29 protein-coding genes are annotated in these 24,831 nt (G+C 61.7%); 20 read left to right on the forward strand and 9 right to left on the reverse strand.

Annotation, left to right across the window (positions count from 1 at the left end; genetic code table 11):
- Positions 1-836: metallophosphoesterase (locus tag A2J03_RS11620; RefSeq protein ID WP_197480728.1), on the reverse strand; the 836-nt coding region annotated here is incomplete at its 3' end.
- A gap of 171 nt (positions 837-1,007) precedes the next feature.
- On the opposite strand from A2J03_RS11620, the gene A2J03_RS11625 reads away from it, so the two are divergent.
- The 7 genes from A2J03_RS11625 (at position 1,008) to A2J03_RS30515 (ending at position 6,382) form a co-directional block, all read left to right on the forward strand.
- The gene (locus A2J03_RS11625) at positions 1,008-2,159 is read left to right on the forward strand and encodes a cobalamin-independent methionine synthase II family protein (protein ID WP_068373712.1); all 1,152 of its coding nucleotides are present in this window, start codon (positions 1,008-1,010) and stop codon (positions 2,157-2,159) included.
- 29 nt (positions 2,160-2,188) lie between these two features.
- Complete coding sequence (locus A2J03_RS11630; RefSeq protein WP_068373771.1) at positions 2,189-3,205, forward strand: isopenicillin N synthase family dioxygenase; 1,017 nt, start codon at positions 2,189-2,191, stop codon at positions 3,203-3,205.
- 26 nt (positions 3,206-3,231) lie between these two features.
- Positions 3,232-3,876: a GPR1/FUN34/YaaH family transporter gene (locus A2J03_RS11635; RefSeq protein ID WP_082897776.1), complete on the forward strand. Its 645-nt coding sequence runs from the start codon at positions 3,232-3,234 to the stop codon at positions 3,874-3,876.
- Positions 3,877-3,973: 97 nt separating this feature from the next.
- Positions 3,974-4,765, forward strand: a complete 792-nt coding sequence (locus tag A2J03_RS11640) for a phytanoyl-CoA dioxygenase family protein (RefSeq protein ID WP_197480729.1) — start codon at positions 3,974-3,976, stop codon at positions 4,763-4,765.
- Positions 4,762-5,364 carry an HD domain-containing protein gene (locus A2J03_RS11645; RefSeq protein ID WP_231912490.1) on the forward strand — a complete coding sequence of 201 codons (603 nt, stop codon included), beginning with the start codon at positions 4,762-4,764 and terminating at the stop codon, positions 5,362-5,364. Before A2J03_RS11640 ends, A2J03_RS11645 begins: the two co-directional genes overlap by 4 nt.
- 280 nt (positions 5,365-5,644) lie before the next feature.
- A complete protein-coding gene (locus tag A2J03_RS11650) occupies positions 5,645-5,878 on the forward strand; it encodes a hypothetical protein (protein ID WP_156520331.1) in 234 nt (77 codons plus the stop codon).
- A gap of 360 nt (positions 5,879-6,238) precedes the next feature.
- Complete coding sequence (locus A2J03_RS30515) at positions 6,239-6,382, forward strand: hypothetical protein (protein ID WP_156520332.1); 144 nt, start codon at positions 6,239-6,241, stop codon at positions 6,380-6,382.
- Between the two features lie 88 nt (positions 6,383-6,470).
- Here A2J03_RS30515 and A2J03_RS11655 read toward each other — a convergent pair whose 3' ends face one another.
- Positions 6,471-7,319 (reverse strand): DNA/RNA non-specific endonuclease, encoded by an 849-nt coding sequence (locus A2J03_RS11655; RefSeq protein ID WP_068373721.1) that lies wholly within the window; start codon positions 7,317-7,319, stop codon positions 6,471-6,473.
- A gap of 92 nt (positions 7,320-7,411) precedes the next feature.
- Here A2J03_RS11655 and A2J03_RS11660 point away from each other — a divergent pair, with 92 nt between their 5' ends.
- The 3 genes from A2J03_RS11660 (at position 7,412) to A2J03_RS11670 (ending at position 9,188) form a co-directional block, all read left to right on the forward strand.
- Entirely contained in the window at positions 7,412-7,618 is a 207-nt protein-coding gene (locus tag A2J03_RS11660) for a hypothetical protein (protein WP_008720325.1), read from the forward strand.
- A gap of 199 nt (positions 7,619-7,817) precedes the next feature.
- A complete protein-coding gene (locus A2J03_RS11665; protein ID WP_231912491.1) occupies positions 7,818-8,813 on the forward strand; it encodes a hypothetical protein in 996 nt (331 codons plus the stop codon).
- A gap of 141 nt (positions 8,814-8,954) precedes the next feature.
- A complete protein-coding gene (locus A2J03_RS11670) occupies positions 8,955-9,188 on the forward strand; it encodes a hypothetical protein (RefSeq protein WP_068373724.1) in 234 nt (77 codons plus the stop codon).
- A gap of 72 nt (positions 9,189-9,260) precedes the next feature.
- Here A2J03_RS11670 and A2J03_RS11675 read toward each other — a convergent pair whose 3' ends face one another.
- Together A2J03_RS11675 and A2J03_RS11680 are read right to left on the reverse strand one after the other, a co-directional pair.
- Positions 9,261-9,836, reverse strand: coding sequence for a hypothetical protein (locus A2J03_RS11675; RefSeq protein ID WP_156520333.1), 576 nt, complete (start codon positions 9,834-9,836; stop codon positions 9,261-9,263).
- A gap of 47 nt (positions 9,837-9,883) precedes the next feature.
- Entirely contained in the window at positions 9,884-11,056 is a 1,173-nt protein-coding gene (locus A2J03_RS11680; RefSeq protein ID WP_068373730.1) for an ATP-binding protein, read from the reverse strand.
- A gap of 225 nt (positions 11,057-11,281) precedes the next feature.
- On the opposite strand from A2J03_RS11680, the gene A2J03_RS11685 reads away from it, so the two are divergent.
- From A2J03_RS11685 to A2J03_RS11710, 6 genes are all read left to right on the forward strand, one after another.
- Complete coding sequence (locus A2J03_RS11685; RefSeq protein WP_068373733.1) at positions 11,282-11,761, forward strand: hypothetical protein; 480 nt, start codon at positions 11,282-11,284, stop codon at positions 11,759-11,761.
- Positions 11,762-11,810: 49 nt separating this feature from the next.
- A complete protein-coding gene (locus A2J03_RS11690; protein WP_156520334.1) occupies positions 11,811-12,065 on the forward strand; it encodes a hypothetical protein in 255 nt (84 codons plus the stop codon).
- Between the two features lie 379 nt (positions 12,066-12,444).
- Complete coding sequence (locus A2J03_RS11695; RefSeq protein ID WP_156520335.1) at positions 12,445-12,918, forward strand: hypothetical protein; 474 nt, start codon at positions 12,445-12,447, stop codon at positions 12,916-12,918.
- A gap of 521 nt (positions 12,919-13,439) precedes the next feature.
- Complete coding sequence (locus A2J03_RS11700; protein ID WP_068373741.1) at positions 13,440-15,185, forward strand: type I restriction-modification system subunit M; 1,746 nt, start codon at positions 13,440-13,442, stop codon at positions 15,183-15,185.
- Positions 15,182-16,429 carry a restriction endonuclease subunit S gene (locus tag A2J03_RS11705; protein WP_068373744.1) on the forward strand — a complete coding sequence of 416 codons (1,248 nt, stop codon included), beginning with the start codon at positions 15,182-15,184 and terminating at the stop codon, positions 16,427-16,429. Before A2J03_RS11700 ends, A2J03_RS11705 begins: the two co-directional genes overlap by 4 nt.
- Positions 16,429-19,563 carry a type I restriction endonuclease subunit R gene (locus A2J03_RS11710; protein WP_068373747.1) on the forward strand — a complete coding sequence of 1,045 codons (3,135 nt, stop codon included), beginning with the start codon at positions 16,429-16,431 and terminating at the stop codon, positions 19,561-19,563. The genes A2J03_RS11705 and A2J03_RS11710 overlap by 1 nt, the downstream gene beginning before the upstream one ends.
- Positions 19,564-19,698: 135 nt before the next feature.
- On the opposite strand, the gene A2J03_RS11715 is transcribed toward A2J03_RS11710, so the two are convergent.
- Positions 19,699-20,265, reverse strand: a complete 567-nt coding sequence (locus tag A2J03_RS11715) for an ImmA/IrrE family metallo-endopeptidase (protein ID WP_197480730.1) — start codon at positions 20,263-20,265, stop codon at positions 19,699-19,701.
- A gap of 16 nt (positions 20,266-20,281) precedes the next feature.
- Positions 20,282-20,656, reverse strand: a complete 375-nt coding sequence (locus A2J03_RS11720; protein ID WP_068373750.1) for a helix-turn-helix domain-containing protein — start codon at positions 20,654-20,656, stop codon at positions 20,282-20,284.
- 131 nt (positions 20,657-20,787) lie between these two features.
- Between A2J03_RS11720 and A2J03_RS11725 the strand changes: the two genes are divergently transcribed.
- From A2J03_RS11725 to A2J03_RS32040, 3 genes are all read left to right on the forward strand, one after another.
- Positions 20,788-21,057: a multiubiquitin domain-containing protein gene (locus A2J03_RS11725; RefSeq protein WP_068373753.1), complete on the forward strand. Its 270-nt coding sequence runs from the start codon at positions 20,788-20,790 to the stop codon at positions 21,055-21,057.
- Entirely contained in the window at positions 21,032-22,210 is a 1,179-nt protein-coding gene (locus tag A2J03_RS11730; protein ID WP_068373756.1) for a ThiF family adenylyltransferase, read from the forward strand. The genes A2J03_RS11725 and A2J03_RS11730 overlap by 26 nt, the downstream gene beginning before the upstream one ends.
- Before the next feature lie 101 nt (positions 22,211-22,311).
- Positions 22,312-22,653, forward strand: a complete 342-nt coding sequence (locus tag A2J03_RS32040; protein ID WP_442971344.1) for a DUF6527 family protein — start codon at positions 22,312-22,314, stop codon at positions 22,651-22,653.
- A 286-nt stretch (positions 22,654-22,939) separates the two neighbouring features.
- Here A2J03_RS32040 and A2J03_RS11740 read toward each other — a convergent pair whose 3' ends face one another.
- Genes A2J03_RS11740 through A2J03_RS11750 form a run of 3 tightly spaced genes read right to left on the reverse strand, consistent with a single transcriptional unit; the run spans position 22,940 to position 24,173 of the window.
- On the reverse strand, positions 22,940-23,386 hold the full coding sequence (locus A2J03_RS11740; RefSeq protein ID WP_156520336.1) for a hypothetical protein: 447 nt from the start codon (positions 23,384-23,386) through the stop codon (positions 22,940-22,942).
- Positions 23,386-23,781: a helix-turn-helix domain-containing protein gene (locus A2J03_RS11745; RefSeq protein ID WP_068373765.1), complete on the reverse strand. Its 396-nt coding sequence runs from the start codon at positions 23,779-23,781 to the stop codon at positions 23,386-23,388. Before A2J03_RS11745 ends, A2J03_RS11740 begins: the two co-directional genes overlap by 1 nt.
- 32 nt (positions 23,782-23,813) lie before the next feature.
- Positions 23,814-24,173: a hypothetical protein gene (locus tag A2J03_RS11750; protein ID WP_156520337.1), complete on the reverse strand. Its 360-nt coding sequence runs from the start codon at positions 24,171-24,173 to the stop codon at positions 23,814-23,816.
- A gap of 297 nt (positions 24,174-24,470) precedes the next feature.
- On the opposite strand from A2J03_RS11750, the gene A2J03_RS30520 reads away from it, so the two are divergent.
- Complete coding sequence (locus A2J03_RS30520) at positions 24,471-24,650, forward strand: hypothetical protein (RefSeq protein WP_156520338.1); 180 nt, start codon at positions 24,471-24,473, stop codon at positions 24,648-24,650.
- Positions 24,651-24,831: the final 181 nt, after the last annotated feature.

The raw sequence follows: 24,831 nt of genomic DNA on the forward strand, positions 1-24,831 counted from the left end.
GAGAGGACCGAGATCGAGGTCGCGGGGTGCATGGCGTCGGTCAGGAGATCGAGAATCTTCTCCGATGGAACGTCGTGACTCAATACGATCAGCGGTCTGTGCGGATCGGTTCCGGCGAGGTCTTCGGCGACGAACGCGTCTTGCTCGGCGCGGTCGATGTCGGCCGCATAGCTGAACCAGTCGAGAGCCAGAACGTGGAACGGCCCGATGTCGGCGGACCACCAGCGCGGTCCCATCGACTGCTCGTAGCGCCATGTCGTGGCGGTACCGAGGAATCCGTCCCCTATCGGTCGGTCAGAGGAATCGGGGTTGTGCCGGTGGCCGTAGTGGTCGTGATTGCCGGGGATGACCTCGACTGGAATCGGGGACGCATCGACTATTGCCGTGAACGCCTCGAATTCGACACGAGTGCCGTGGTCGGTGAGATCGCCTGTGACGAAGGCAAGTTGAGCACCTGAGTTGGCGGCTGCGTCGAGTGCGACAGCGAGACCCTGTGCGCAATCCGTGCCATCCCCGAAGCGGTTGGCCAGTTCGACTGTGTCTTCTCGTCCCCCGGTCGAAGCGGACAGGTGGGTATCCGACATGTGTGCGAGTGCCGAGATTACCTGGTCAGCCCGTTCGCAGGTGAAGTCCACGGGATGGGTCGCCGGCAGCTTCCACCACTGCGAACATCTCACGCCCGAGGGGCGGCGGATCCAGATCGGCCTCGTCGACGACGGCAGCCTGAAAGTGCCATTTTCATCGGTGTGGGCCCATTGGGTGCCGTTGCTGACAGCCACGCCGGCGGCGGGCGTTCCGTCGCCCCATCGGACCGTCCCTGTGTGCATCTTTTTCATAGGTATATTCCATCACTCGGTGGATGGAAATTTCTTTCAGTTACGATTAAAAGAATGGAATTTTCATACAGGTGACATCGGCAGTTCGCTTGGAGTTGGTTTCGACCCGTCAATCTCTGTCGTGCAGCGCCTCCCGCTTCGAACCCCAGCTACCGAAACCCAGGAGATTCCATGTCGCACGGCCGAATTCTCACCACCCACACCGGAAGCCTTCCCCGTCCGGGAAACCTGTCCTCGCTGATCCGCCAACGCGAGAACGGCGACCTCGACGCCCAAGCAGCTGCTGGTCTGCCCGATCAGATCCGCGATGCCGTCGCCACTGTGGTTCGGCGTCAGCTCGACGTCGGAGTCGACATCATCAGCGACGGTGAGATGTCGAAGATCGGCTACGCCACCTACGCGAAGGAACGGCTCAGTGGGTTCGACGTCGAGGCTGAGGTACCGGAGGGCGGCGGGCTCTCCATCGCCGACCTCGTCGACTACCCCGACCTGGCCGCCAGCTCGCTCGACGGTCTCGAAACGTCGACCCCGGTCTGCGTCGGCGAGATCCGCTACGAGGGCCACGACCTGCTGGCGGCCGACCTGGACAACTTCGCCCGCGCGGTCGACGGGCAGCAGGTGACGCAGCGATTCATGAATGCTGCATCCCCCGGCGTGATCGCTCTCTACCTACCGAACAAGCACTACCCGACCCTCGATGACTACCTGTTCGCACACGCAGAGGCTATGCGCGTCGAGTACGAAGCCATCGTCGACGCCGGCTTGACCTTGCAGATCGACGCACCCGACCTCGCCATGGGCCGACACATCCAGTACGCCCACCTCAGTGACGCCGAGTACCTTCAGCGCCTCGACGTGCACATCGAGGCCATCAACCACGCTGTCGCGAACATCGACCCAGCAAAGGTTCGAGTTCACCTGTGCTGGGGCAACTATCAGGGCCCGCATCATCACGATATCGACCTCGACAAGATCATCAGCCGTATCCTGCGCCTACGCCCGAACGGTCTCGTCTTCGAATCCGCCAATCACCGCCACAGCCACGAAATCGACGTCTGGCGTGAGACGGGCATCCCCGAGGACAAGGTGCTCTACCCAGGGGTACTCGACACCTCCAGCGTCTACGTCGAACATCCGAAACTGATTGCCAACCGCATCGTCGCATTCACCGACATCGTCGGACGCGACCGCGTCATTCCCGGCAGCGACTGCGGATTCGCCTCGTTCGCAACGTTCGTGGCAGTCGACCCGGAAATCGCCTGGGCCAAACTTCAGACGCTGACCGCCGGTGCCCAATTGGCTACCGAAAGGCTGTGGAAGTGACCCTCACGCCGACGCGAAGGTCCGCCGTTGTGGACGAGCATCCAGCAGTCCCGATCCTCGACATCTCCGAATACCACGATCCCGCAACGAAAGACCGCTTTGTCGAAGCATTGCGCAACGCCTGCCATCACGTCGGATTTCTCTATCTGACCGGCCATGGTGTCGATCACCGGCTCAACACTGCGGTCACGGACGTCTCGAGGGACTTCTTCGCCAAGCCCGCGTCCGTCAAGCGCGAGATCGCCATGGTGAACAGCCCTCATTTTCGCGGTTACACACCCGTCGGCGGCGAGATGACCGGCGGGCGGGCAGACGTGCGCGAGGAAATAGACCTCGGACCGGAACGGCCTGCTTCGCATGACACCGACCGGCCGTGGCGCCGGTTGCAGGGACCTAACCAATGGCCCACGTCCGTACCCGATTTCGAACCGATCATGACTCGGTGGGCCCAGGATATGGACCGACTGGGACGAACGCTGCTCGACGCGCTGGCCGAGGGCCTCGAGATCGACTCCGACCATTTCCGAAACTGGGTCACCCCCGACCCGGAAGCCACGATCAAAGCCATACGCTACCCAGCACCGGTCGAAGGTCAAAAGCCCCAGGGGGTCGGTACACACCGAGACTTCGGACTGCTGACCTTCGTCCTGCAGGACGCCGTCGGTGGCCTGCAGGTCGAACGCGCCGACGGCGACTACATCGACGTGCCGCACCTACCTGGATCGTTCGTCGTCAATCTGGGCGAAATGCTGCAGGTGGCGACCCACGGCTACTACAAGGCCACCGTTCACCGCGTCGTCAGTCCACCGGTAGGCGTCGAACGGTTCTCCACCATCTACTTCTTCAATCCACGTCTCGACGCCACACTGAACCCGGTGGACTTGCCGGAGCACCTGGCGACAGGGGCCCGAGGCGGCGCCAGCGACGACCCGAACAACCCGATCCTCGATACCTACGGCGACAACATTCTCAAGGTGCGCCTACGCGCGCATCCCGATGTCGCCGAGCTCCACCACGCCGATCTACTGCACACCACCACCCGATGAGCTCCGTCCGAACAAAGGACCACGCCATGACCGCAACAGTTGACGCACCCGCCACCTACACACACCCCACCGATTCCGGACCGGTGACCCATCCCGCCGCACTGCCCGACGGAAACCCAGGCTTGATCGGATTGCCACTGACGATTGTCGGCGCGATGGGTCTCGGTTTCACCAACACAGGCATCGTCGACTCCGCGTCGGCAGCGATACCGATCGTGATGTCGGCGACCTCGATCGGACTGCTCCTGGCCACCATCTGGGCGGCCACCCTCCGCCAGAACATCAACGCCGCACTCTATTCGGTGTTCTTCGGCTTCTACGGGAGCTATGCCATCCTCTCGCTCGGCCTCACGAACGACTGGTTCGGCATTGCCCCGGACCAGGTCACCGCCACCAGCGCCATGTGGACCGGGAGCTGGTTGGTGACCATCACCATCCTCACCGTGCTCGTCGTTCGCCTGCCCTGGTCGTTCCCGTTCCTTCTCGCCATCGTCGATGTCGCGCTCGTCTGCCTTCTCATCGGAACGCTCACCGCGTCGACCGTGGCCACCCAGATCGGTGGCTGGCTCGTCTTCCTGTTTGTCGCTGTCGCGATCTACCTCTACGTCGCCGCGATGTGGGAGGAGACCGGCGGCTCCGCCCTGCCGATGGGACGGCCCCTCATAAGCTGAATCCACCGCATACACCAGACCGCTGCTGTGGGTCGACGCCCCTCTGGTAGATCGACCCACAGCAGCACCCGGACACCACCCAGAAAGCGATACGACATTGCACCACAATCCCACCAGCACAATCGATCTCGACACCTGGCACCGCGACGGCATGCTGGTCGTCGACAACGCCCTCGGCGGCGCCGAGCTCCTTCAGCTGCAGCAGTGGGTGCACGACCTCGAGCAACGACCCGGAACTCCCAACCAGCTCCTGCAGTACGACGAGACGACCGCTGACGGCCGCACCCGCCGATGCCGAACAGAGAACTTCGTTCCCTACCACGACGGATTACGAACACTGCTGACCAACGGGCGCATCCCCGATATCGCCGGAGCGCTGCTAGGCGAAACGGCAGTTCTCTACAAAGAAAAGATCAATTACAAGGCACCGGGAGGAAGCGGATTCGCCGCCCACCAGGACGCGCCCGCATACCCCTACGTGTCGAACACGATTGCGTGCATGGTTGCCGTCGACGACTCAACACTCACCAACGGGTGTCTGGAGGTCGCGCGCGGGCAGCACGCTGCACAGCTGCCTACCGACGCGCGCGGATGCGTCGAACCCGCAGTGGCCGAGAGCCTGCCGTGGGAGGCACTTCCCGTCCCTGCAGGCAGTCTGGTGTTCTTTCACTGCTACGTCCCGCACAGAAGCGCAGCAAACACCTCGGATTCGACCCGCCGCGCGATCTACCTCACCTACAACGGCGAATCCGACGGAGAACTGCGAGAGTCCTACTACACCAAACGAATACACGATCTGGCCGATCGACCCGATCAGCTGAGCCTCATCGGACACTTTGCCGGTGCCGCCAAACCAGCCATTTCGTCCAACAACGAGGAGCAGTCGTGACGATCACCGCACAAGATCTGCAAACACTTTCGCCCCGGGATGTGGGAGCGTCGCAATTCTGCGACATGCTCTTCGAGTATCTCACCGTCGCGGGCCAAAGCCGCTACGACGAATCCGTCACGCAGCTCGAGCACGGTCTACAGTGCGCGCACCTCGCCGAACAAGCCGGATTCGACTCTACGGCCCAGATTGCTGCACTCCTTCACGATATCGGCCACCTCATCCTGGACGAGCACGCCGGCCACGGCGATTTTCTCGACGACGACCTAGGGCACGAAATCGTGGGTGCTCGTTTGCTCACCCGCTGGTTCGGAGCAGAAATCGGTCAACCGGTCGCACTGCATGTCCCCGCCAAACGCTACCTCGTCGCAACCGAACCCGGCTACGCCGACGGCCTGTCCGAAGCATCGGTACGTAGCCTCGAAGTGCAGGGCGGCCCGATGACGCCCGACGAAGTGGACCGTTTCACCCAGCGCCCGAACTACCGACTAGCCGTTGATCTCCGACGATGGGACGACCAAGGAAAGGTGCCCGACGCCGCAACGCCACCCCTGAGCCACTGGAGACAAGCCCTCATCGAGCACATCGACGCGGCCTGACCAACGTACATCGTCGGCACCCCCATGCCAGGTGTAGACCGAATGCGGCCGCACTAGGACCGCGAGCACCCTCGCCGAGAGATCGCTCTGGCGGTACCCGACTATGCCACCACACCGAATACGAATGTATGCACTCTGATGAACCGTCCCGGGCACGGCGCGCCGGTGGTCCCACAACTGGAAATCCAGGTGGTCCCCTTACCCTGAAAATCAGGTCAAACTGATCCTATGCTCGGTTGCCCACCGGGCGAGTCTGGCCGGGGAGAGCGTCGCTTGCGAATTGGCCACCGCTGCAGATGGAATGGGGTACTTCGTGCCGCCGTTCACCCCGGGCCGATGCATACGTTCGTTGGTTCCTGTGATCGGCGGCCAGCACGTGTTGTCGCGCGTGGTCTCCGAACCTCTGACGTTGCACGCTCTATATGTCGAGTCCTGCGACACCGTTGTCGCCGCCATGACCACCGGGCCTGCGCTCGCTGCCTTCCGTGGCAGCGAACTTACTCCGAGACCGTGAGGGGGTTGCAATGGCGTGAACGCGGCACAACCCGCATGGACTCGTAGACGGCATGATCGTGCGCAACGCGCTGCGGCCGTCTGCGGCGTTTCGGGTGCGCGGCGACCCGGACGCCGGCCACGCGGCCTACGTCGCAATGTCGAAAAGGGCAGCGCACCGTACTGAACGGCAATGCCCGCAACTATCGTCCAAAGACCGAGCGGGAAGCGGCGGAGCGCCTGAGCGTCGCCGATCCGCGACCTCCGCTGCCACCAACACGGACACAGTCGTCGATGCCGTCGGAGCAGCGTCTGCACGCGATAAGCGCATTCTGCGCCGTGGCCTCCGTTCCGGAACCAAACGCCGACATCATGGCACTGTGTGCGCCTGGCGGACGTGGTCGCGTTGATCAGCGACGGCACCTGCACCCCGCCGGAAGCGGCCGCGATAGTCCGCGCCGCAGCGGAACTGAACTGGGCCATCTCGATGAAGGACATCGGCACCATCGACCCACGCCAGCACTGACGGGCCCGAACACTGAGTCGCTACAGCCGTCGTTCGCTTGCACAAACCCGCGCGGCAGATGGCCTCCGGAATGCGCCGGGCCCTGTTGCTACATAACGATGTCGGTGTAGGCAGCCAGTTCGGTCCACCGTTGGTCGTCGAGCCGAGCAGCGGGCTGAGGCGCGTACCGGTCCGCGGCGACGAGTTGGTCCATCGGCAGGCCGGTGGCTGCGGCGATGTCCTCGATCGGCACCTGGAAGGTCCTGTACGGGCCGAGCGGGGGAGTAGCGGTATCAGTTCGAACGGGGCGTTCGAGGATCGGCCCCAGCGAAGGTGTCTGATCGAGGATGTACCCGGTCGCCGCCAGCACCGAATCCTGACTCCAGGCAGCGATTTTGAAGAACCGCCGCGGGAGCGCCACGCCCCGGTACGCCGGGTCGTCGGCGGCGAAGATGCACCCGGAGAACACCGACAATCGCTGCCCGTACTGGCGGGCATGCTCGAGCACGTAGTCCTCGAGACCGAGCCACAACGTCTTGGACTGGTTCAAGGTCGCCGTCTGCGGAGCACACACCGTGTAGTGAAAGGTGTCGGCATTGGCCTGCTCAGCGACCGTCGCGGTGCCCCAGACGGGGTCGCGGCGGCGCACCAGATGTCCGCGGTCGAGATCGTTGCTGGCATACAACTCCGGGCCGGCCTGATGGGCGGAGGGGAGACGTGGATCGAGTCGCCAATCGTCACCACGCTCGACGTCGCGCAGCTGGGATCCGTCGATGTTCACCGCTGTAGATGCTGCGAGAAGTCGCTCGGGGTCGATCGCGACCGTGAAATGCGTGTACGGCAGCGCGACCAGCCCGGTGCGAGTGGGCGCATCGAGTTCGATTGGGGACAGGAACGTGGCGTCGTAGCCGGCGGGGGAGATCACCCTGCCAGTGAACCGGTCGATCGTGACGGGCACGTGAACACACCCTGTTCTCAGGTTCGGTTCCGTACCCTCGGATGGCGGCGCCCGAAACGGGCGTCAGCACCCGAGACGTAGGAGGCATATCCATGGCTGGAATCGCTGACAAGCTCGACAAGGCGTACGAAGACAAGCCGCTCACCGAACTCGTCGACGCACCCGTCGAGGCCCTGCAGGGTGTCAGCCCTGGCGACGCCGAGCACCTCAAAGCTGCGTTCAACATCAAGACCATTGGCGATCTCGGGCGCAACAAGTACTTCCTGTGGGCGCAGTCGATCGCCAAGCTCGCCGAGTAGTTCCTCCTCACAACGTCGACGAGCCACAGGACCACATGGTTCTGTGGCTCTCGTCGTCGATCAACACGGTGACTGTCGTCTGGCCACCAGGTTTCACCGTGAAGGCAAGAGACGTACCCGGATAGGGCCGTGGAGATCCTGGTGGAACGCCGGCGCCGCTGACCCTGATCTGTCGGTTCAGGCCGGTACCGTCGCACAGGTGGCGTCGAGACAGGGGAGTGCGGTGAGGGGGTACCGCTACCAGTGGGCCCTGTTTGCCGACTGGTGCGCCGCCGCCGACACCTCGCCGCTACCCGCCTCGCCGGTCACCTTGTCCGAGTTCCTCGACGAGAATCCTGCCGGCGATGCGGTGCAGCTGCGGCGGGTATCGGCGATCAACCGCGCGCACCTCGACGCCGGCCACCCCGCACCTGGCCGGGCGACGTCGATGCGGCTCGCGCTGGACTCTGCGCGCAGCGACAGAATCATCCGGCGTGCAGCGCAGTATCACGCGATCGCTGCCGCACTGCCGACCGAGGCGTCGACGGCCGCGTTGTTCGGACGCCGCGACGCAGTACTCCTTCTCCTGGCCGGAGCAGGCTTGTCCTACAACGCTATTGCAGAACTCGACCGCGGCGACATCGGCGTCGACGGTGACAGCGTCTGGATCGGCGGACACCACCGCATCCGCATCGACCCCCACGAGGTCACCGGCTTTCAGCCGGTCGAGGTGTGGGAGCGGTGGAACACTGTTTTGCAGTTCTCGGACCGGTACCCGTCGACGGTGTTGCTCGCAGAGCATCTGCAGCGCAACACTTTCCCCGACATGACCGTGTTGCCGAGCCGCGGCGGTCCGGTCGCGGTACCGATAGACCGGTGGGGCCACCTACCGTTGCCGGCCGCTCCGATGACCGCTACCGAGATCGGATCGGTGATCGCCGCGCACCGCACCGGGCTTGCACCGCTGCACACCCCGCGGCGCCGCATCAGCAGTCCACTCGCGGACGTCGAACAGGTCCAGACCGTCGTTGCCGACAACGCCCCCGTATCGCCGGAGCTCGATGACGGTTACTACCGCGCGGGTGTCGACGCGCGTCGGCGAGCTCACAGCGCCCTGGCCGGTGTCCCGGGCATGGTCGACGACGTCGAGGACCGGATCGAAGCACTCCTGCAGCGCACCCTCGATCTGTTGGGCGACGAGGCCTCTCCCTCGTGATTCGCATTGTCACCGGCGCCCACAGAAGCGTCAGGAGATCCTGGCGGCTCTACCTGACATAAAACCGGCGTATCGGCACAGCGGAGAGGTCAGTGCCCGGGTGTGCCCAGCGCGAAGTCCGACAGTCATAGACTTCCCCTCATGGATGAGCTCGACTTCGGAATGCCGAAGACATACAAGAACCGCAGCGGCAACGACGTCACCGAATGGCCGGATGGCCTCAAGCTCGTTCGCTTCGCCGACGGCCGGGTCAAGATCGGCCGCCAGGGATCCGTTCTCCGTGGTGGCACACGCGGAGTCACTGCTCAGGAGTTCCGCGCAGGGAGCAACCCCACCGCGCATGTCATTGCTGCGTTCGACAACCCGGAGAACTAGGTCCCGTCGCGCGCCCGAGCTGAACGGGCGGGGTTGCTACCGGGGCAAGAAATTCGATGCACGGGCCCGCGATCATTTGAACCACGTTTCGGGAGCATGTGCCGGTGGCCCGATCTTGCCGTCGTCGATGATGTACTCGCCCGGGTAGGGGCGGTTGGCGGCAGGACGCTCACGATCGGGTATTTCCACCAGAAAGTTGTTCTCGCGCAGTCGTGATGGCCTGTAGGTGCCGGCGAACGTGATCATGACTGCGCCGCCGCGGCCGGATGGCCCGCCGGCGAGTGATTCCCGTCCGGTGTTGAACGTTTCGGCAATGTCGCGGCCGTCGTTCCCCACGGTGATACTGCCATCGTGGTGGAGCTCGACGAAGGTGCCGTTGTCCGCGGCCACCGTGGCCGCTGTGGCCTGCCCGGCCTGTGGATCGAGGTCGACGGCAAAGTCGGGAATCTTGCGTGCACCACTGGGCGGGTCCACGTCGAGTTCTCGTCCGGCACGGAGGGTGACGTACTGACCCAATGCGGTGTGCCTGCCTGTGTCTGCGATCTCCCAGAGATGTTTCCTGGAAGCAACTTTGACGCGTCCGTCGAGAAAGATGCTGATCCAGTCGCGTCCGTTGGAGAGCACGACGCGTTTGCTGTTGGGTGCCATCGCTACAGGATCGTGCACAGAGCTGCGCTGGGCAATCGCAGGGCTTTTCAGTCGGTGGGTTGACGCCGGATGAAGTCCGACATGCCGGGAACGGTGAACGCGATCCGGCCGTGTTCGGGGGACCAGATCAGGCCTTTGCGGATCAGGGAGTCTCTTACATCGCTGACGCCCGTCGTGGTCACGCCCATCGCCGCTGCGACGACTCCCGAGCGCGGTGCGTCGTCTGCGGCGAGCGCTATGGCACGCATGTAGCGACGCTCCCTGTCGGAGGGGCGATTCCATCGTGAGGGGAAGAACCCCTCGTCCAGTGCTCGTCGTCCTTCCTCGACGGCGAGGTGGGCATCGTCCTCGTCGAATACTGCTGTTGCTGCGACGTTCCAGACGGCTTTGCCGTATTCCTGCAGGAAGTACGGGTACCCGCCGCTGGCCTCGACCAGAAGGGCCAGGGCGTCGGGGGTGAAGGACCCGCCGTGCTGGTTGACGGGGATCTCCAGTGCTTCAGCGGCATCGGCCGGTGTCAGGGGGCCGATGGTGCTGTAGGCGAACTGCCGCTCTGCGTAGGATCGGTTGTCGGCGAGCACCGACGGAAGGTTGGGCAGGCCCGCGCCGATGACGAAGAACGGCCACTCTCGCTGGCTGGCCCGATGCTGTACCGAGAGCAGCGCGCCGAGGAGGTCGGAGTCGAGGTCTTGCATCTCGTCGATGAACAGCCCGAACGCGGTGCCCTTCTTCTTCATTGCGGCGCTGATTGCCTCGACGAGTTCTTCCAGGTCGATGTCGATGTCTCCGCTGGCGGCACCGCGATCGAGTGACAATTCGACTTTCGCCGGTCCCAGGCCGACACCGAGGGTGAACCCGCGGGCGAGGGAGATCAGGTGATCGAGCGCCTTCTGCATCTGGTGTTTACGGCTGAACCTGCGCAGGCCGGCGGCGAGTTCGGCTCCGAGTTTGGCGCGCACGGCGCTGACGCCGGACTCGTTGGGCCGTGCTTCGAGGCCGATCGTCAACCAACCTTGACGTTCGGCGTGTTCGGACAAGTTGTTGAGCAGGGTGGTTTTGCCGACTCCGCGCAGGCCGGAGAGGATCATGCCTCGGTCGTAGTTGCGGTTCTTGCTCCGGGCCACCAGCAGATCGAACTCTTGGCGTTGGCGGGTGCGTCCTTCGAGTGCGGGTGGGCGCAGGCCCGATCCAGGCTTGAACGGGTTCAGAGCTGGGTCCATATGGAGAACTATAGCAATTTATGGTCAAGCGCCCATAAATACCAATAGATACCCATAGATTGCGGGGCCTTGATGGGGTGGCCTCATCACTGCAGGGCTCGACAGCCGCATGCAAACAGTACTTAGTGCACTTACCGCGATCAGGTCTTGACACTGCTTGCCGACGTGTGTGATGCTTATTGCGAGCAGCCGGGGCGGCTGCCGCACGAACGGCAGGAGAGTGCAATGGCAGTGTTGGTCAATACATCCCGCACAGTCGGTCCCGACATGAGCGAGGCAGACAAGGTCCACTACACCGTGGGAATCTGGCCGTTCCATCGCAGCCAGACGATCGCCGACATCGAGTCGTACGCGGACATCATCATCGGTGTCACGAGCGGAGTCGTCACGGTCGTCAAGGCCGTCTCGAAAGTCGTACCGTCGACCGCTGACTCGAACCGGTGGGAAGTCCTCACCGAGGAGGACGCCACCCTCGACGAGCGGGCCCAAGGTCTATTGGGGCAGCGTCTGTCACCGGACTTCGCGTGGAAGCCCGGACAGGGCTGGCCGGTCAAGCTTTTCGATACCGACTCGATTCTCGAAGCCCACCGGGCGGGACCTCCGGAGGTCAGCCTCGGGGGATACAGGTTGAGCGTCGATGCCGACGGTATCGCTCATCTGCACATGCCTCGTGGTGGCGACGTCCATATCCACGCAGGTGCGTGATGGCCAGGTGTGCGAGGTGACAGCGGCGCGGCGATCACTGGTCCAACGAATGGTTTTCGAAGTCGACGACACCGATCCGATGTACATGCGGTGTGTGGGGGTTTACGCAGAGGACGTCGCACGCGAGCGAGCGGCAGAGATGAACTGCGCAAGCCCTGCTGACAGTGGACGTGGGCTGAGGTTCGTCGTATCGGACGCACTACCGCTGGTCGCAGTCGGCGGGTTCGAGTTGACCGTCAACGACGGGCACGCTCATCTCTACCCGCCGCCGCACACGACCGTTATTGTCCACCAGGCCAGCTGAGAAATGGTGCGCGAAGCCCACTTACATGATTTGTGGTGGCAGTCCGGCAAAGTGTGAGTCCGCAACGGAGGTCTTCGGATTTCTCGGCGGTGCGCCGCCGACCCGCCTACTGGTCGCTCGTATCGACGACGTTCCCGGCGGGCGACGCACCACCACGTGGGAAGTCGACCACGTGATGTGGCAGGCCGGTCGCGCCCTACCCGCATGGACGACGAGACCTGTGTGGTCGGCGTTTCGCCCGCGTCACAGGGGGACATCCCGACGCGGGGCTGAGCCGGACGGCGAGAGAGAAGGCGCGCCTGGAACCTTTTCTGCGGGCGTGCTCGGTAGTCCGCGCCGGTCTCCGTGTGACTCGGGAGCGCCCCGATACCATCGTTCGATGGCGTCGAATCGGGCCAAAGAGGCCACGCAGCGAGTGACCGACGCACGCAATCGGTTCAAGAAGCTCAAGGTGCAACGGCTCGACCCGGCGTCACTCGCAACCGAACGACTATCGCTCACTCGCGAACTTCTGGCCGCACACGGAAGTCTCACTGGTTTGGCACGGGACAGCAAACACCACCGTTTGCTTTTACGCGAAGTCGCCGCGATGCTGCGGGTGCTCGACGACAGGCCCGGTGCGAGGGAACGGCGGGCACAACGAGCCGACGACCGACTTCACGACGAGCGGCGCAGTGCTGTCAGGTCGCTGCAAGTGAGCGGACCTTCCTCGTTGTCCTATCGACGGGTGGATGCGGGAGAAAATCTGGACGAACATGGGCGTGCCAAGACCACTCTGTCGAACCCCGTTCCCACGCGGTCGAGCGTTCGGACGGTGAGCGGTGGTCTACCGGGCCGAGGCAAGCGCACCTAGCCTCACCGGGTCGTCGGGCCGGATGCAGGCACGCCCGAAGGGCGGTGTCCGCACCGCCACCGTCCGCGGCGATCGGGGCTCGGTGCTGAACCGGGGCAGTGTTGAGCGAAGAGCCGAAATCGACGGTCCGGTGTCTCGTCGTCGAGTGGTGGCTCTGTGGAGTCGATATACGACTGAACCAGCCGATAAGCAGCCCTTATGTCAGGCCCGCAACCAAGGGAGCGAACCGGCGTAAGTGTGTTTGCAAACACGGCGAGTGAGCCGCCGACAGGTCTTTCTTATGGCGTCTCACAGTCGTCGACCGCCGGTCTACAGGGATACTTTGACAGTGACCAGCTGCCCCCATCGTGCTCGAGATGAGCTCGCTGAACCCCGCTCCGCAGGATCAGCCGCGATCGCTTCGTACGGCGGGGTGTGACAGCTGGGCCCGGTGATGCTGCGATGATGCCCTGTGATGCGTCAACTGTTGGAGCGCGCCGCGCGCCTGCAGCAGTCAGGGATGAGTGTTTGTAAGGAGCGTTGTGAGCACCCTCGGTAGTTTCATCTGGTCGATCGCCGACCATCTTCGGGGGCCTTACCGGCCCAACCAGTACGGCAACGTCATTCTCCCGCTCACGATTCTGCGTCGCCTCGACGCCATCATCGAGCCCGACCGCGACGTGGTCCGCGAGCTCGCGACACGGTATGACAACCCCAATAGGCTCAAGGTCGAGGTCAAGAAGGCCACCGGCCGGCCGTTCTACAACACGTCGAACTACTCCTTCGCCAATCTGCTGAACGAGCCCGATGAGCTGGGAAACAACCTGACCGACTACATCGACCGGTTCTCGCCCGACGTCGACGTATTCGAGTACTTCGACTTCAAGAAGGAGATCCTCGCGCTGGAGAAGGCGGAGCTGTTGGGTGAAGTCATCGCATCTTTCAAGGCCATCGACCTACATCCGGGGGTCGTTTCCAACGCCGACATGGGCGATGCGTTCGAGTTCATCATTCGCAAGTTCAACGAGGCCGCGAACGAAACCTCCGGTGATCACTACACTCCGCGCGACGCGATCCGGCTGCTCGTCGACTTGCTTTTCGCAGAGAAGGACGTCGACCTGACCGAGGCAGGCATCGTCCGCACGCTGTACGACCCCACTGCGGGAACCGGCGGCATGCTCACCCTTGCCGAGGAGCATCTGCTCGCTCAGAACCCCGATGCGAAGTTGAGCCTGTACGGCCAGGAGTACAACCCGCAGTCGTATGCGATCTGCAAATCCGACTTGCTCGCCAAGGGGCACGACGCGACAAACATCGCGTTCGGAAACACCCTGACCGACGACGCGTTCAAATCTCGAAAGTTCGACTTCAGTATGTCGAATCCGCCTTACGGCGTCGACTGGAAGCAGTACGCCAAGGCGGTCAAGAAGGAACACGACGAAGCCGGCCCGTACGGACGTTTCGCCCCCGGCCTCCCGACAACGTCGGATGGGCAGATGCTGTTCTTGCTTCATCTTGCTCACAAGATGCGCGCCCCCGAGGACGGTGGCGGCCGGGTCGGCATAGTTTTGAACGGGTCGCCGCTCTTCAGCGGCGGCGCGGAATCTGGGCCGTCGAACATTCGAAAATGGTTGCTGGAGAACGACCTGGTCGAGGCTATCGTTGCTCTGCCGACCAACATGTTCTTCAACACCGGAATCTCAACGTACATCTGGATTCTCGACAACACTAAGCACCCCGACCGCAAGGGTTTGGTTCAGCTCGTCGACGGCACGTCGTTCTGGACAAAGATGCGCAAGAATCTCGGCTCGAAGAACCGCGAACTCAGCGAGAGTGACTGCGCCGAGGTCGTGAAGTTGTATGCCGACTTCACCGACGCCGATAACGACTACTCCAAAGTCCTGCGCAACGACGAGTTCGGCTATTGGACTGTGACTATCGAGCGTCCGCTGCTCGACGATGCAGGTCATCCAGTGACCGACCGCAAAGGCGATCCCAAGCCGGACAGTAAGAAACGTGACACCGAGAACGTGCCGTTCACTTATGGCGGATCCACCGCGGGATCAGCCGGCAATACCGAGGTGATCCAGGCTTACTTCGACGCGGAAGTGCAACCCCACACCCCCGACGCTTGGGTTGACTGGGCAAAGACCAAAACAGGTTACGAGATCCCCTTCACACGCCACTTCTATCGGTACGCCCTGCCGCGTCCCCTCGCCGAGATCGACGCTGACCTCGATAAGCAGGTCGCAAAAATCCTCGAACTGTTGCGGGAGGTCGAGCAATGACAGGACCGCTTTGGGGCGATCTTCCAAACGGGTGGCTAGCGGGTCAGGTAAAGAATGCCGCGACAGTCACGCTTGGCAAAATGCTGCAAAGCAGGGACTCGGGCAGTGATGCATTTGCCCCATATCTACGTGCTGCGAACGTCCAACCCGACGGCGTGTTGGCTCTTGATGACGTAAATGAGATGTGGTTCAGCGATTCCGAGATGGACCAGTTGAGCATCCGTGCTGGTGACGTGGTAGTTGTCGAGGGTGGCCAAGGCGGGTTCGGCCGAGCCGCATACGTCGACGAAGATCTGCCCGGTTGGGGATTCCAGAACTCAATCAACCGACTCCGACCAATTGGTAACTTCGATGGTCGATTCATCTCGTATTATCTGATCGCGCTCCGTGCCAGCGGCTTCATTCGCGCCTACTCCAACGTTGTCTCGATGCCGCACCTCACCGCGGAGAAACTTGCCCGGGTTCCAATGCCACTGCCGCCTCCTAGTGAGCAACGCCCAATCGCCGATTACCTCGACCGCGAGACCGCCCGCATCGACACTCTTATCGCGGAGCAGCAGCGCCTGATCGACCTCCTACGTGAGCGGCGACGCGCCGTCATTGATCACTCGGTCTTGATTGACGCAGAAAATGTGACGTTCTCACGACTGTTCAGTTTCCATAACGGTGACCGCGGTTCGGCGTACCCCAGCCGGGACGAGTTCGCTCTCGGTGGGGTGCCATTTGTGAATGCTGGACACCTGTCAGGTGGGGCTGTTTCGTACGATGGCATGAATTACGTGACTCCCGAGAAGTACCGTGACATGGGAGGGGCCAAGCTCTTGCCGGGCGACATTCTGTTCTGCCTTAGGGGATCGCTCGGGAAGTTTGGCTACTTCGACGGTGCCGGTGGCGGCGCACTCGCGTCGTCCCTGGTCGCATTGCGGTGCTACGACCAGAGCCGGATCGACCTTCGTTACTTCCTGTATTTTCTTGCGAGTAGTTCGATGGCCGACGCGGTCCGACTGGCTGAGACTGGCTCAGCGCAGCCAAATCTCGCAGTAGAGCAGCTAGCGAGAATTGCGTTGCCGCTCCCTTCACCTGAAGAACAGCGGACAATCGCCAACCATTTGGATTACCAGATTGCGAAGATCGATACTCTTACGCGTGAGTCGGGATACCTCATCGAGCTCTCCAAGGAGCGGCGGTCGGCGTTGATCACGGCCGCGGTCACAGGGCAGATCGACGCACGGGAGATGGCGTGATGTTTGACCACCACGAGCTTGTGTTCGAGTCCGAGATTTGTGAGTATCTCAAGGCGCACGGCTGGCTGTATTCGCCGAAAGACACTGGCTACGACCGGGAACGGGCATTGTTCCCGGAGGACCTGTTCGCGTGGCTGCAGGAGACCCAACAGCCGGCCTACGAGAAGGCGCTGAAAGCGGCTGGGGCGCAGGCCAAGTTCCTGGATGTGCTGACCTCTGCGCTCGACAAGCCCCTTGAGCACGGTGGCGGGATGCTGAACATTCTGCGTAATGGCGTGCAGTACATCGGAGGCGGCCGCCTCAAGATGGCGCAGTTCCGCCCCGAAACGGGGTTGAACGCCACCAGTAACGAGCAGTACGCCGCTATGCGGGTACGGGTGATGCGGCAGGTGCATTTCTCCACCGCCGACCAGCGCAGCATCGACTTGGTGTTCTTCGTCAACGGCCTCCCGGTCGGAACTGTCGAAGTCAAGACCGACTTCAACCAGTCTCTCGACAACGCCATCAGCCAGTACCGCAAAGATCGCAACCCCCTGACCAATGGGCGGCCGGAACCGCTGCTCTCGTTCGGTCATCGGGCGCTGGTCCACTTCGCGGTCTCCAACGATCTCGCCGCGATGACCACCCGACTCGAAGGCACGACGACGCACTTTCTGCCGTTCAACGTCGGGCACCAAGGCGGCGCCGGGAATCCGCCCGCAGAGAACGGGCGGTCGGCCACGGCCTACCTCTGGGAGCGGGTCTGGGCAAAGGATGCCTGGCTCACCATCATCGGCAGGCTGATGCTCGTGGAGACCAAGCAGGAGTGGGACGTGGCGACCGGCACGTCGGTGCGCCGCACGAGCATGCTCTTCCCCCGGTTCCACCAGTGGGAAGCGGTGACGAACGTAGTAGCCGCGGTGCGAGAAGAAGGGGTGGGCAAACGCTACCTGATCGAGCATTCGGCAGGATCGGGCAAGACGAACACCATCGCTTGGACCGCGCACCGGCTGGCGCGGCTCCACGTCAGCGACAAGAAGGTCTTCGACTCGGTGATCGTCGTGGTGGACCGGACCGTGCTCGACGGGCAACTGCAGGACGCGATACGCCAGATCGACGGGTCGGGGAAGATCGTGGCCACAATCAGCCCGGAAGACGTCCGCAAAGCGGGCGCAAAGTCGAAATCTGGCTTGCTGGCAACGGCTTTGAAGAACAATGAGCTGATCATCGCGGTGACGGTGCAGACCTTCCCGTTCGCGCTCGAGGAGATCCGCAAAGACTCTTCGCTCAAGGGCCGCCGTTTCGCGGTGATCGCGGACGAGGCGCATTCGTCGCAGTCCGGTCAGATCTCCTCCAAGCTCAAAGCTGTGCTGACCGCCGAGGAAGTCGAGGAGATCGAGGAAGGCGGGGAGGTCGATGTCGAGACGATCCTGGCGGCAGAGATGACTGCGCGCGCCGAATCGGAGAACATCTCTTTTCTCGCGTTCACCGCGACACCGAAGAACAAGACCTTGGAACTGTTCGGCCGACCGGGCCCTGAGGGCAAGCCGGTGGAATTTCATCTGTACTCGATGCGCCAAGCCATCGAGGAGGAGTACATCCTCGACGTCCTCAAGGGCTACCAGACCTACGACACCGCCCTGAAGATCGCCGGCAAAGCCGAAAGCGGCGACGGCGGCGAGGTGGAAGAATCCGCTGCCCGCAAAGGGTTGATGCGATGGGTCAGGTTGCATCCGACCAACATCGCTCAGAAGGTACAGATCATCGTCGAGCACTTCCACGCCAACGTCGCGCACCTGCTGGAAGGCAAAGCCAAGGCGATGGTCGTCACCGACTCCCGCAAGGCTGCGGTGAAATACAAGAAAGCAATCGACGCCTTCATCGACAAGCGGTCGGCCGAGGACGTGTCGTACAACTACCGCACGCTGGTGGCGTTCTCTGGTTCGGTGACGATGGACGAGAACGAGGAATGGGCCTCGGAATGGGGGCCACACCCGAGTAAGGACGACGAGTTTACCGAGACCAACCTCAATCCCGGCGCGGGTTCGGATCTGGGTGCCGCGTTCAAGGGCGCGACCTACAAGATCATGTTGGTTGCCAACAAGTTTCAGACAGGGTTCGATCAGCCGTTGCTCACGGCGATGTACGTGGACAAGATGCTTTCGGGAGTCACTGCAGTGCAGACGTTGTCCCGTCTCAACCGCACTCACCGCACGGCGGGTGGAGAACGCAAACGCAAGACGTTCGTGATCGACTTCGTGAACAAGCCCCAGGACATCAGGGTTGCGTTCGAGCCGTATTTCACGGGTGCCAGATTAGAGACCGAGACCGACCCGTACGTCGTCGCGCACTTGGCCACCAAACTTGCGCAGTCGGGGATCTACACGCCGGAGCAGGTGCGTCAGGTCGCCGAACTGTGGGTCACCCGTAAGGGCCACAACGCGCTGTCGGCGGCGATGAGCCCGGCCAAGAACGAATTCGCTCGCCGCTATGCGGCGGCCATCGAGGCCGACGACACCGTTTCCCTGAACACACTCGATCTCTTCCGCAAGGACGTCGCCACCTACGTTCGGCTGTACGACTTCATGAGTCAGATCGTCGACTATGGCGACCCGTTCATGGAGATGCTGTCGATATTCCTGCGGCTTTTGGACAAGCTCATCGCGGACTCGTCCTGGGCTGCGGAAGTGGACCTGTCCGACGTAGTTCTGGTCGGGGTCAAACACACCAAGGCCAGCGCGGTCGATATTTCGTTGACCGGGGACGGTGAGCTCAAGGGCATCGGCTCCGCCGGCACCGGTAGCCGGAAGGATCCGAAATATGTTGCTCTACAGGTTGTCATCGACAAGATGAACGACCTGTTCGGTGCCGAGTCGTTCTCCGCGGCCCAAGTCCGTGAATTCGTGCAAGGTCTGGTGCAGCAACTGCTCGCAGATCCCGGATTGGTCAATCAGACACGCGTGAACTCGAAGAAGCAGTTCGTCGAGTCGCAGGACTTCCAGGCAGCGGTCACCGAGGCGGTCGTTGACAATCAGGACGCCCACAACACCATGGCCGACTACTTCTTCAGCGACGGCCCCGGCATCAGCGCCGTCATCATGGCGTTGGCAGATGCCTTCTACGAGGCGGCTATCGATCAGTCAGCGGATGTCTGAGACGGCCCTCTGTCCGGCGAGTGCGAAGGGCGAAGACGGGTAGGAGCTGCTGGCTGTGGCCGTGTCCTCGGCAAACCACCTAGTAAGTAGCGCGTAGAATAAAGTCATCCCATTTTTTGTATGGGCATCGGTGAATTACGAGCGGGCGAACTTTCGAGCTGCACGCTCAGCGCGTACGCGCTGGCCCTTCATCTGCATCTGTGCAAACTGTTCGCTGACACCGTAGCGAGCGGCGACGCGGGAATTGTCCCACCCGTCGAATGCCATGCGTTCGGCGGCTTGGAGTGGGATGAGAAGTTCGCCGGCCATGAATGTCGCTTGCTTCTCCTGCTGTTCGTCGAATACCCGCTTGTGGTCTTCGCCAAGGACGACTTGATCGAACTTGTGCTCGAGCAGGTGGTGACCGAGTTCATGCGCGATGTTCGAGCGCCTGCGAACCGGTGCGTGCTTGTCATTTTCGACGATGATGCGGGCCGTTCCCAGGGGTACAAGCATCGCTGACCACGAGCTGGTATTTCGTTCAGTGAAGCGTCCGAAGACCTCAGGCGGCAGGCCGTAGTCGACACAGTCGGTCAAGCTGTATATGGGGATGCCGTGGGCTTCAGCAAGGTCATACGGGTCCAGCGGGTCCAACGGACCAAGAGAGAGCTCGGAGCGCTCGTCCTCGGCGACCTCACGCATGATCTTCTGTGTCCAACGCACGACGTCGACAGCTCCTTCAGCTCTTCCGCTCGGCCTTGAAGCGTCGGGCTGCGGCCCCGATGACCTCCTGTAGGTATTCCACGTCGGTTTCCGATAGGTCGCGCCGCGCTCGCAGCAGCGGGGTGAGTGAAGCAACAAGCTCGGGTTCGGGCTTATTTGGGTCGCCCCGGGTATTGGTGATGTAGAACGCTTCCGCCGGCATTCGCAACCAGGTGGTCATGGCGGCAAAAACTGCCACATCGGGCTTCAACCCCTGAGCCATGCGGGACACGGTGGACGCGCTGACACCGAGCTCCTTCGCGAGCTGGCGCCACGACAGGTCGGCCTCGACGCGCGCGGCGTCCAGCGCGTCATGGAGTGCCTTTACGTTTACCGCTGGTGGAGGGGTCAAGATTGCGTTCTTCCTGCACTGCTCGACATGTCGATCACACGTGATACTCTAACACTTGCTCGACATATCGAGCACTGATCGACAAAACGCGCATCACTTGGGATGTCGCAGACAAGGAAGGACCCAGCAATATGTCCGATAAGGAACCCGAGAAGGCCGGTCACCGCACCGTCACCTTGGTGATCAACACACGCCAGCACCAGTGGGACGAAAACAAGGTCAGCTACGAGCAAATCGTCGCGCTCGCGCATCCTGGACAGGCAATCGAGCCGAACACGGACATCACGGTCCGCTACTCACGCGGACACGATGGCCACGGCAGCGGCACCCTTACAGCTGGTCGTAGCGTCGCAGTCAAGGACGGAATGGTGTTCGATGTCCACCGCACCACTCGCTCATAACGCGGACCTTGCGCGCCTACTGGACGACGGCTACGACGTCGTCGTTCAGCAGGGTCACCTCATCGTTCGGCATATCCCCTATGTCACGACCGGGCGCACCATCGCGTACGGGTTTCTCACCTACCCGGTCACTGTGTCCGGGGATACCGTTGTCTCAGGAACCGACCACCGCATCTGGCTCGGCGCGTCCACCCCGTGCGATGAACACGGGGTCCCGCTGACCATTGCACAACCTGAGGTCCATCAGATGACCGCCACCGAGGTGGCGAACTTCATGCTCTCCTCCAAGCCGGCACCAGATGGCTACCCGGACGAGTATTCGAAGATTACGACCTACGTTCGGATAGTCGCTCAGCACGCGCAGGCTCTCGATCCCACCGCAACCGCCACCCCTGGTGCCGCGTGGCAAGAAGTAGAAGATGACAGCGTGTTCCACTACCGCGACACTGCATCGTCGCGAGCAGGGCTCGCGGCACTCAACGCTCGCTATCGCGGTCAGCGGGTTGTCGTCGTCGGGCTTGGAGGCACCGGCAGCTTCATCGCTGACCAGATGGCCAAGATCGAAATCGATGCGTTGACGCTCGTCGATGGCGACAGCTTCGACAACCACAATGCCTTCCGTGCGCCGGGCGCACCGGACCTGGTCACGCTGCGGACGCGGCCCAACAAGGCGAAGTACTTTGCCGACATCTACTCCCGCATGCACCGTCATGTCAGTGCAGTTCCAGAATTTCTAGACGTCGACAACGTCGACCGGATTCTAGAGGGAGCGACGTTCGTGTTTCTCGCGTCCGACGATGCCTCGAGTAAAAAGCCCGTCGTCGACTGGCTCGAACATCACGAGGTCGCCTTCATTGATGTCGGCATGGGTATAGAAGAGGTCGACGGCCACCTCACGGGACTGCTCCGGGTTACCACGAGTGTCCCAGGCCATCGTGATCATGTCCGGGACCGCAGACTCATCCCATCCACCGCTCCCGGGCTGGATGATTACGGCCGCAATATTCAAACTTCAGACCTCAACTGTCTCAACGGAATGCTGGCCGTCATTCGGTTCAAGCGGTACCTCGGCTACTACGCTGATCTGACCGACGAGGGATTCTCGACATACGCGTTGTCGACCAACGAGATCGCGAACGAGGAGCGACGGTGACGGCTGTCCTGTCACTGGCACCGGAGTTCGTCGACTCTTTTCCGTCGATGATGCGGTCTGGTGTGTTGTACGTGTCGATTACATATCGGACGACCGGGCATATGTGCTGCTGCGGGTGCGGCGAGGAGGTAATAGCTCCGCTGGCGCCGGCGCAGTGGTCGCTTGTGTTCGACGGCGAGACGGTATCGATGTACCCATCGATTGGGAATTGGTCACTTAAGTGCCGTTCTCATTACGTGATACGACGCAATCAGGTGCTGCGGCGACGCCAGTTCACGGCTAAAGAGGTCGCTGACAACCGCGCAGATGATCGCGCCGCGGTTGAGCAATACGACCAGAATCAACCAAACGACGATGCCCATCACGTTGCGGCCAGAGGGCCCTGGCTGCCGTGCGTCTGGGTTCACACGGTCCGTCGTTGGTTGAACTTGAGCCAGCGTTAGGCGGCGTCTACCTGAGTCATGTGATTGTCGGCGAAGCGCTGGTTCTCGACCGAGCGCAGTCTGCGGCCGTGTAGAACATGCGGCCAGTACCACGGGCGATGTCCGCGGAGTCGCGTACGTCGACCACAAGGTATCCCGTAGTCAATCAACGTCCTCGGGTAGAACAACTAGTCGATGTCGGTTGAAACGTGAGGTCCCGCCTCGGTTGACAGGCAGTGTCTCGACATGGATGGTCGAGACCAATGCAGCGCTGTCGGGTCGCCCGAGGAGAAAGATCGATTTGCGATCAGTCCGTGGTTCGTTCTTCAATCACGTGTTTTAGCCGCTCAGCCAGGCTCGTTCGCTGACGAAATGTGGAGACTATTTCGTCTAGAGCGCTCAATCCATAAAACGGAACCTCGTTCGACACAATTTCCGATGCTGCGCTCGTTAGCGTTGCAGCAGCGCATGACAACACCTGTGGAAGAGCCACGCGTTCGGTGAACTCGTCCAGATCGTCTGCCGGTACGGCATCGCGCTCCCACTGATATACGACCGCGACATCCACTCGAACTGTGCCATGGCGAAATTGATCGATGATCTGAATGCGAACCCCCAGCGTCTCGGGCGCGACGTTGAGAAGCAGCTTGAATTCGGTGTCCGGTAGCTCGCCGTCAACGTTTTTGTGGTGGATTCTGGCGGACTTCTCGAACGTGATGAGGCGTGAGCTCTCAACCGCTGGCACAGGCGCCATCAGACCGTCTCCCACACGCCCGCGGGGGACTGACGTGTTTCAGGCAGGTTGCCGCTCTTAGGGACTTTGATCGACACGGACACGATTGCGTCAACCTCGGTATCGAGCACCTCACTGTCGAAGTCGTCGAGTCGGGTGACAATCCGTCCTCCGATTGCTGCGGCGTAGCGACGAATTGTGGACAGGTGGGGATCTGAACCCAGCCTCTCGAAATTAGACACCGCAGTTTTAGACCTGTGCATCCGCGCCGCCACCTCGTCCTGGGTAAGGTGCTTTGACTTTCGCATCTTCACCAATTGCTCAAGAAGGTGGTCATCGTTGACGGCCAGATGCTCGCGGAGAGGCCCGTAGCGGTCCTCAGCGAGCTCGGCTTCGAGCGCAGCGATGATGTCCATAGTTCAGGTTAACCGTAACAGGCCCTGGATTGCTAGCTAAGTTTGAACGGAAGGAGCTCGACCCCGGTAGCGCTGGTCCCGTTCGATCGGGCGACTGCCAAGTCGATGTCGTCTTGCTGAACGGTGCCGATGTGGTCGATGTGCCAGCTCTTCGAACCTGCGCCCATTGCCCATAGTTCCTCGGGGCACAACTTGGGTTCGTTGAAGTAGACCCGGTAGTGGATTATTGCCTCCTCGAAGATCGCACCGTCGGGTTTGATAGCTCGGACCTCACCGGCTTCGTCGTACCGGATCTCGCCGATCGCTCCGCGGGAGCTTTCGCACGGGTACTCCCAATCCTCTTCTCTGACCGTCCCGTTTGCCGCTCGGCGTAGCTGCGTTCTTATCGCCACCCACGTGTCCACGTCGATCTGAAGTCGGCCAACATCGGTACCGAAGTCTTCGTGGCGCTTCCATGTGCACTGAACTATCCCTATACGGTCCGAATTGTGTCGAGGTGAACGATTCACAACTGCCCCCTCGTCTCTTCGGCTGAAGGCTCTACTCTTCTAGCAAAGCAAACGATGAGCATAACGTTCTGTACCGACAGTTCGCCCAGGCGATCCACGGCCTGAAGAAGCCAGAACGGCAACACACCAAAAACTGTACGAGAATGAAGATCATTGCAGATAGTGTAGATTTTGTCAGGCGTGAATCTGCATGTTGCTGCCCGCCAGCGTCGCGACGCCGCAGATCTGGATCAGCAAAGTCGAGGCGCTCTGGTCGGGCCGCTGAGGCCGCCCGCTACGCACACATTGCAGTTGCCGTTCACCGTCGAATTGGCTCTTGAAATAGTTGTGGATCCGCCGATGCCCGCTCAGCAGGAATAAGTCACTACATTCGATAGTGAAAATTATTATTGATAACAGATATTACGACTTTTATGCTGGTTGCAGGGGTGATAGTTCAGCTTCTGGTCGTCCATCCCATCGAAGTTTGTAAGCGGCATGACCGCCGCAGAAACTGGCCATCCTCAAGATTCTCTAACGACTAGTGAAGAAGACCGAGATC

This window comes from Rhodococcus sp. EPR-157 (assembly GCF_001647195.1).
Classification (GTDB): Bacteria; Actinomycetota; Actinomycetes; order Mycobacteriales; family Mycobacteriaceae; genus Rhodococcoides.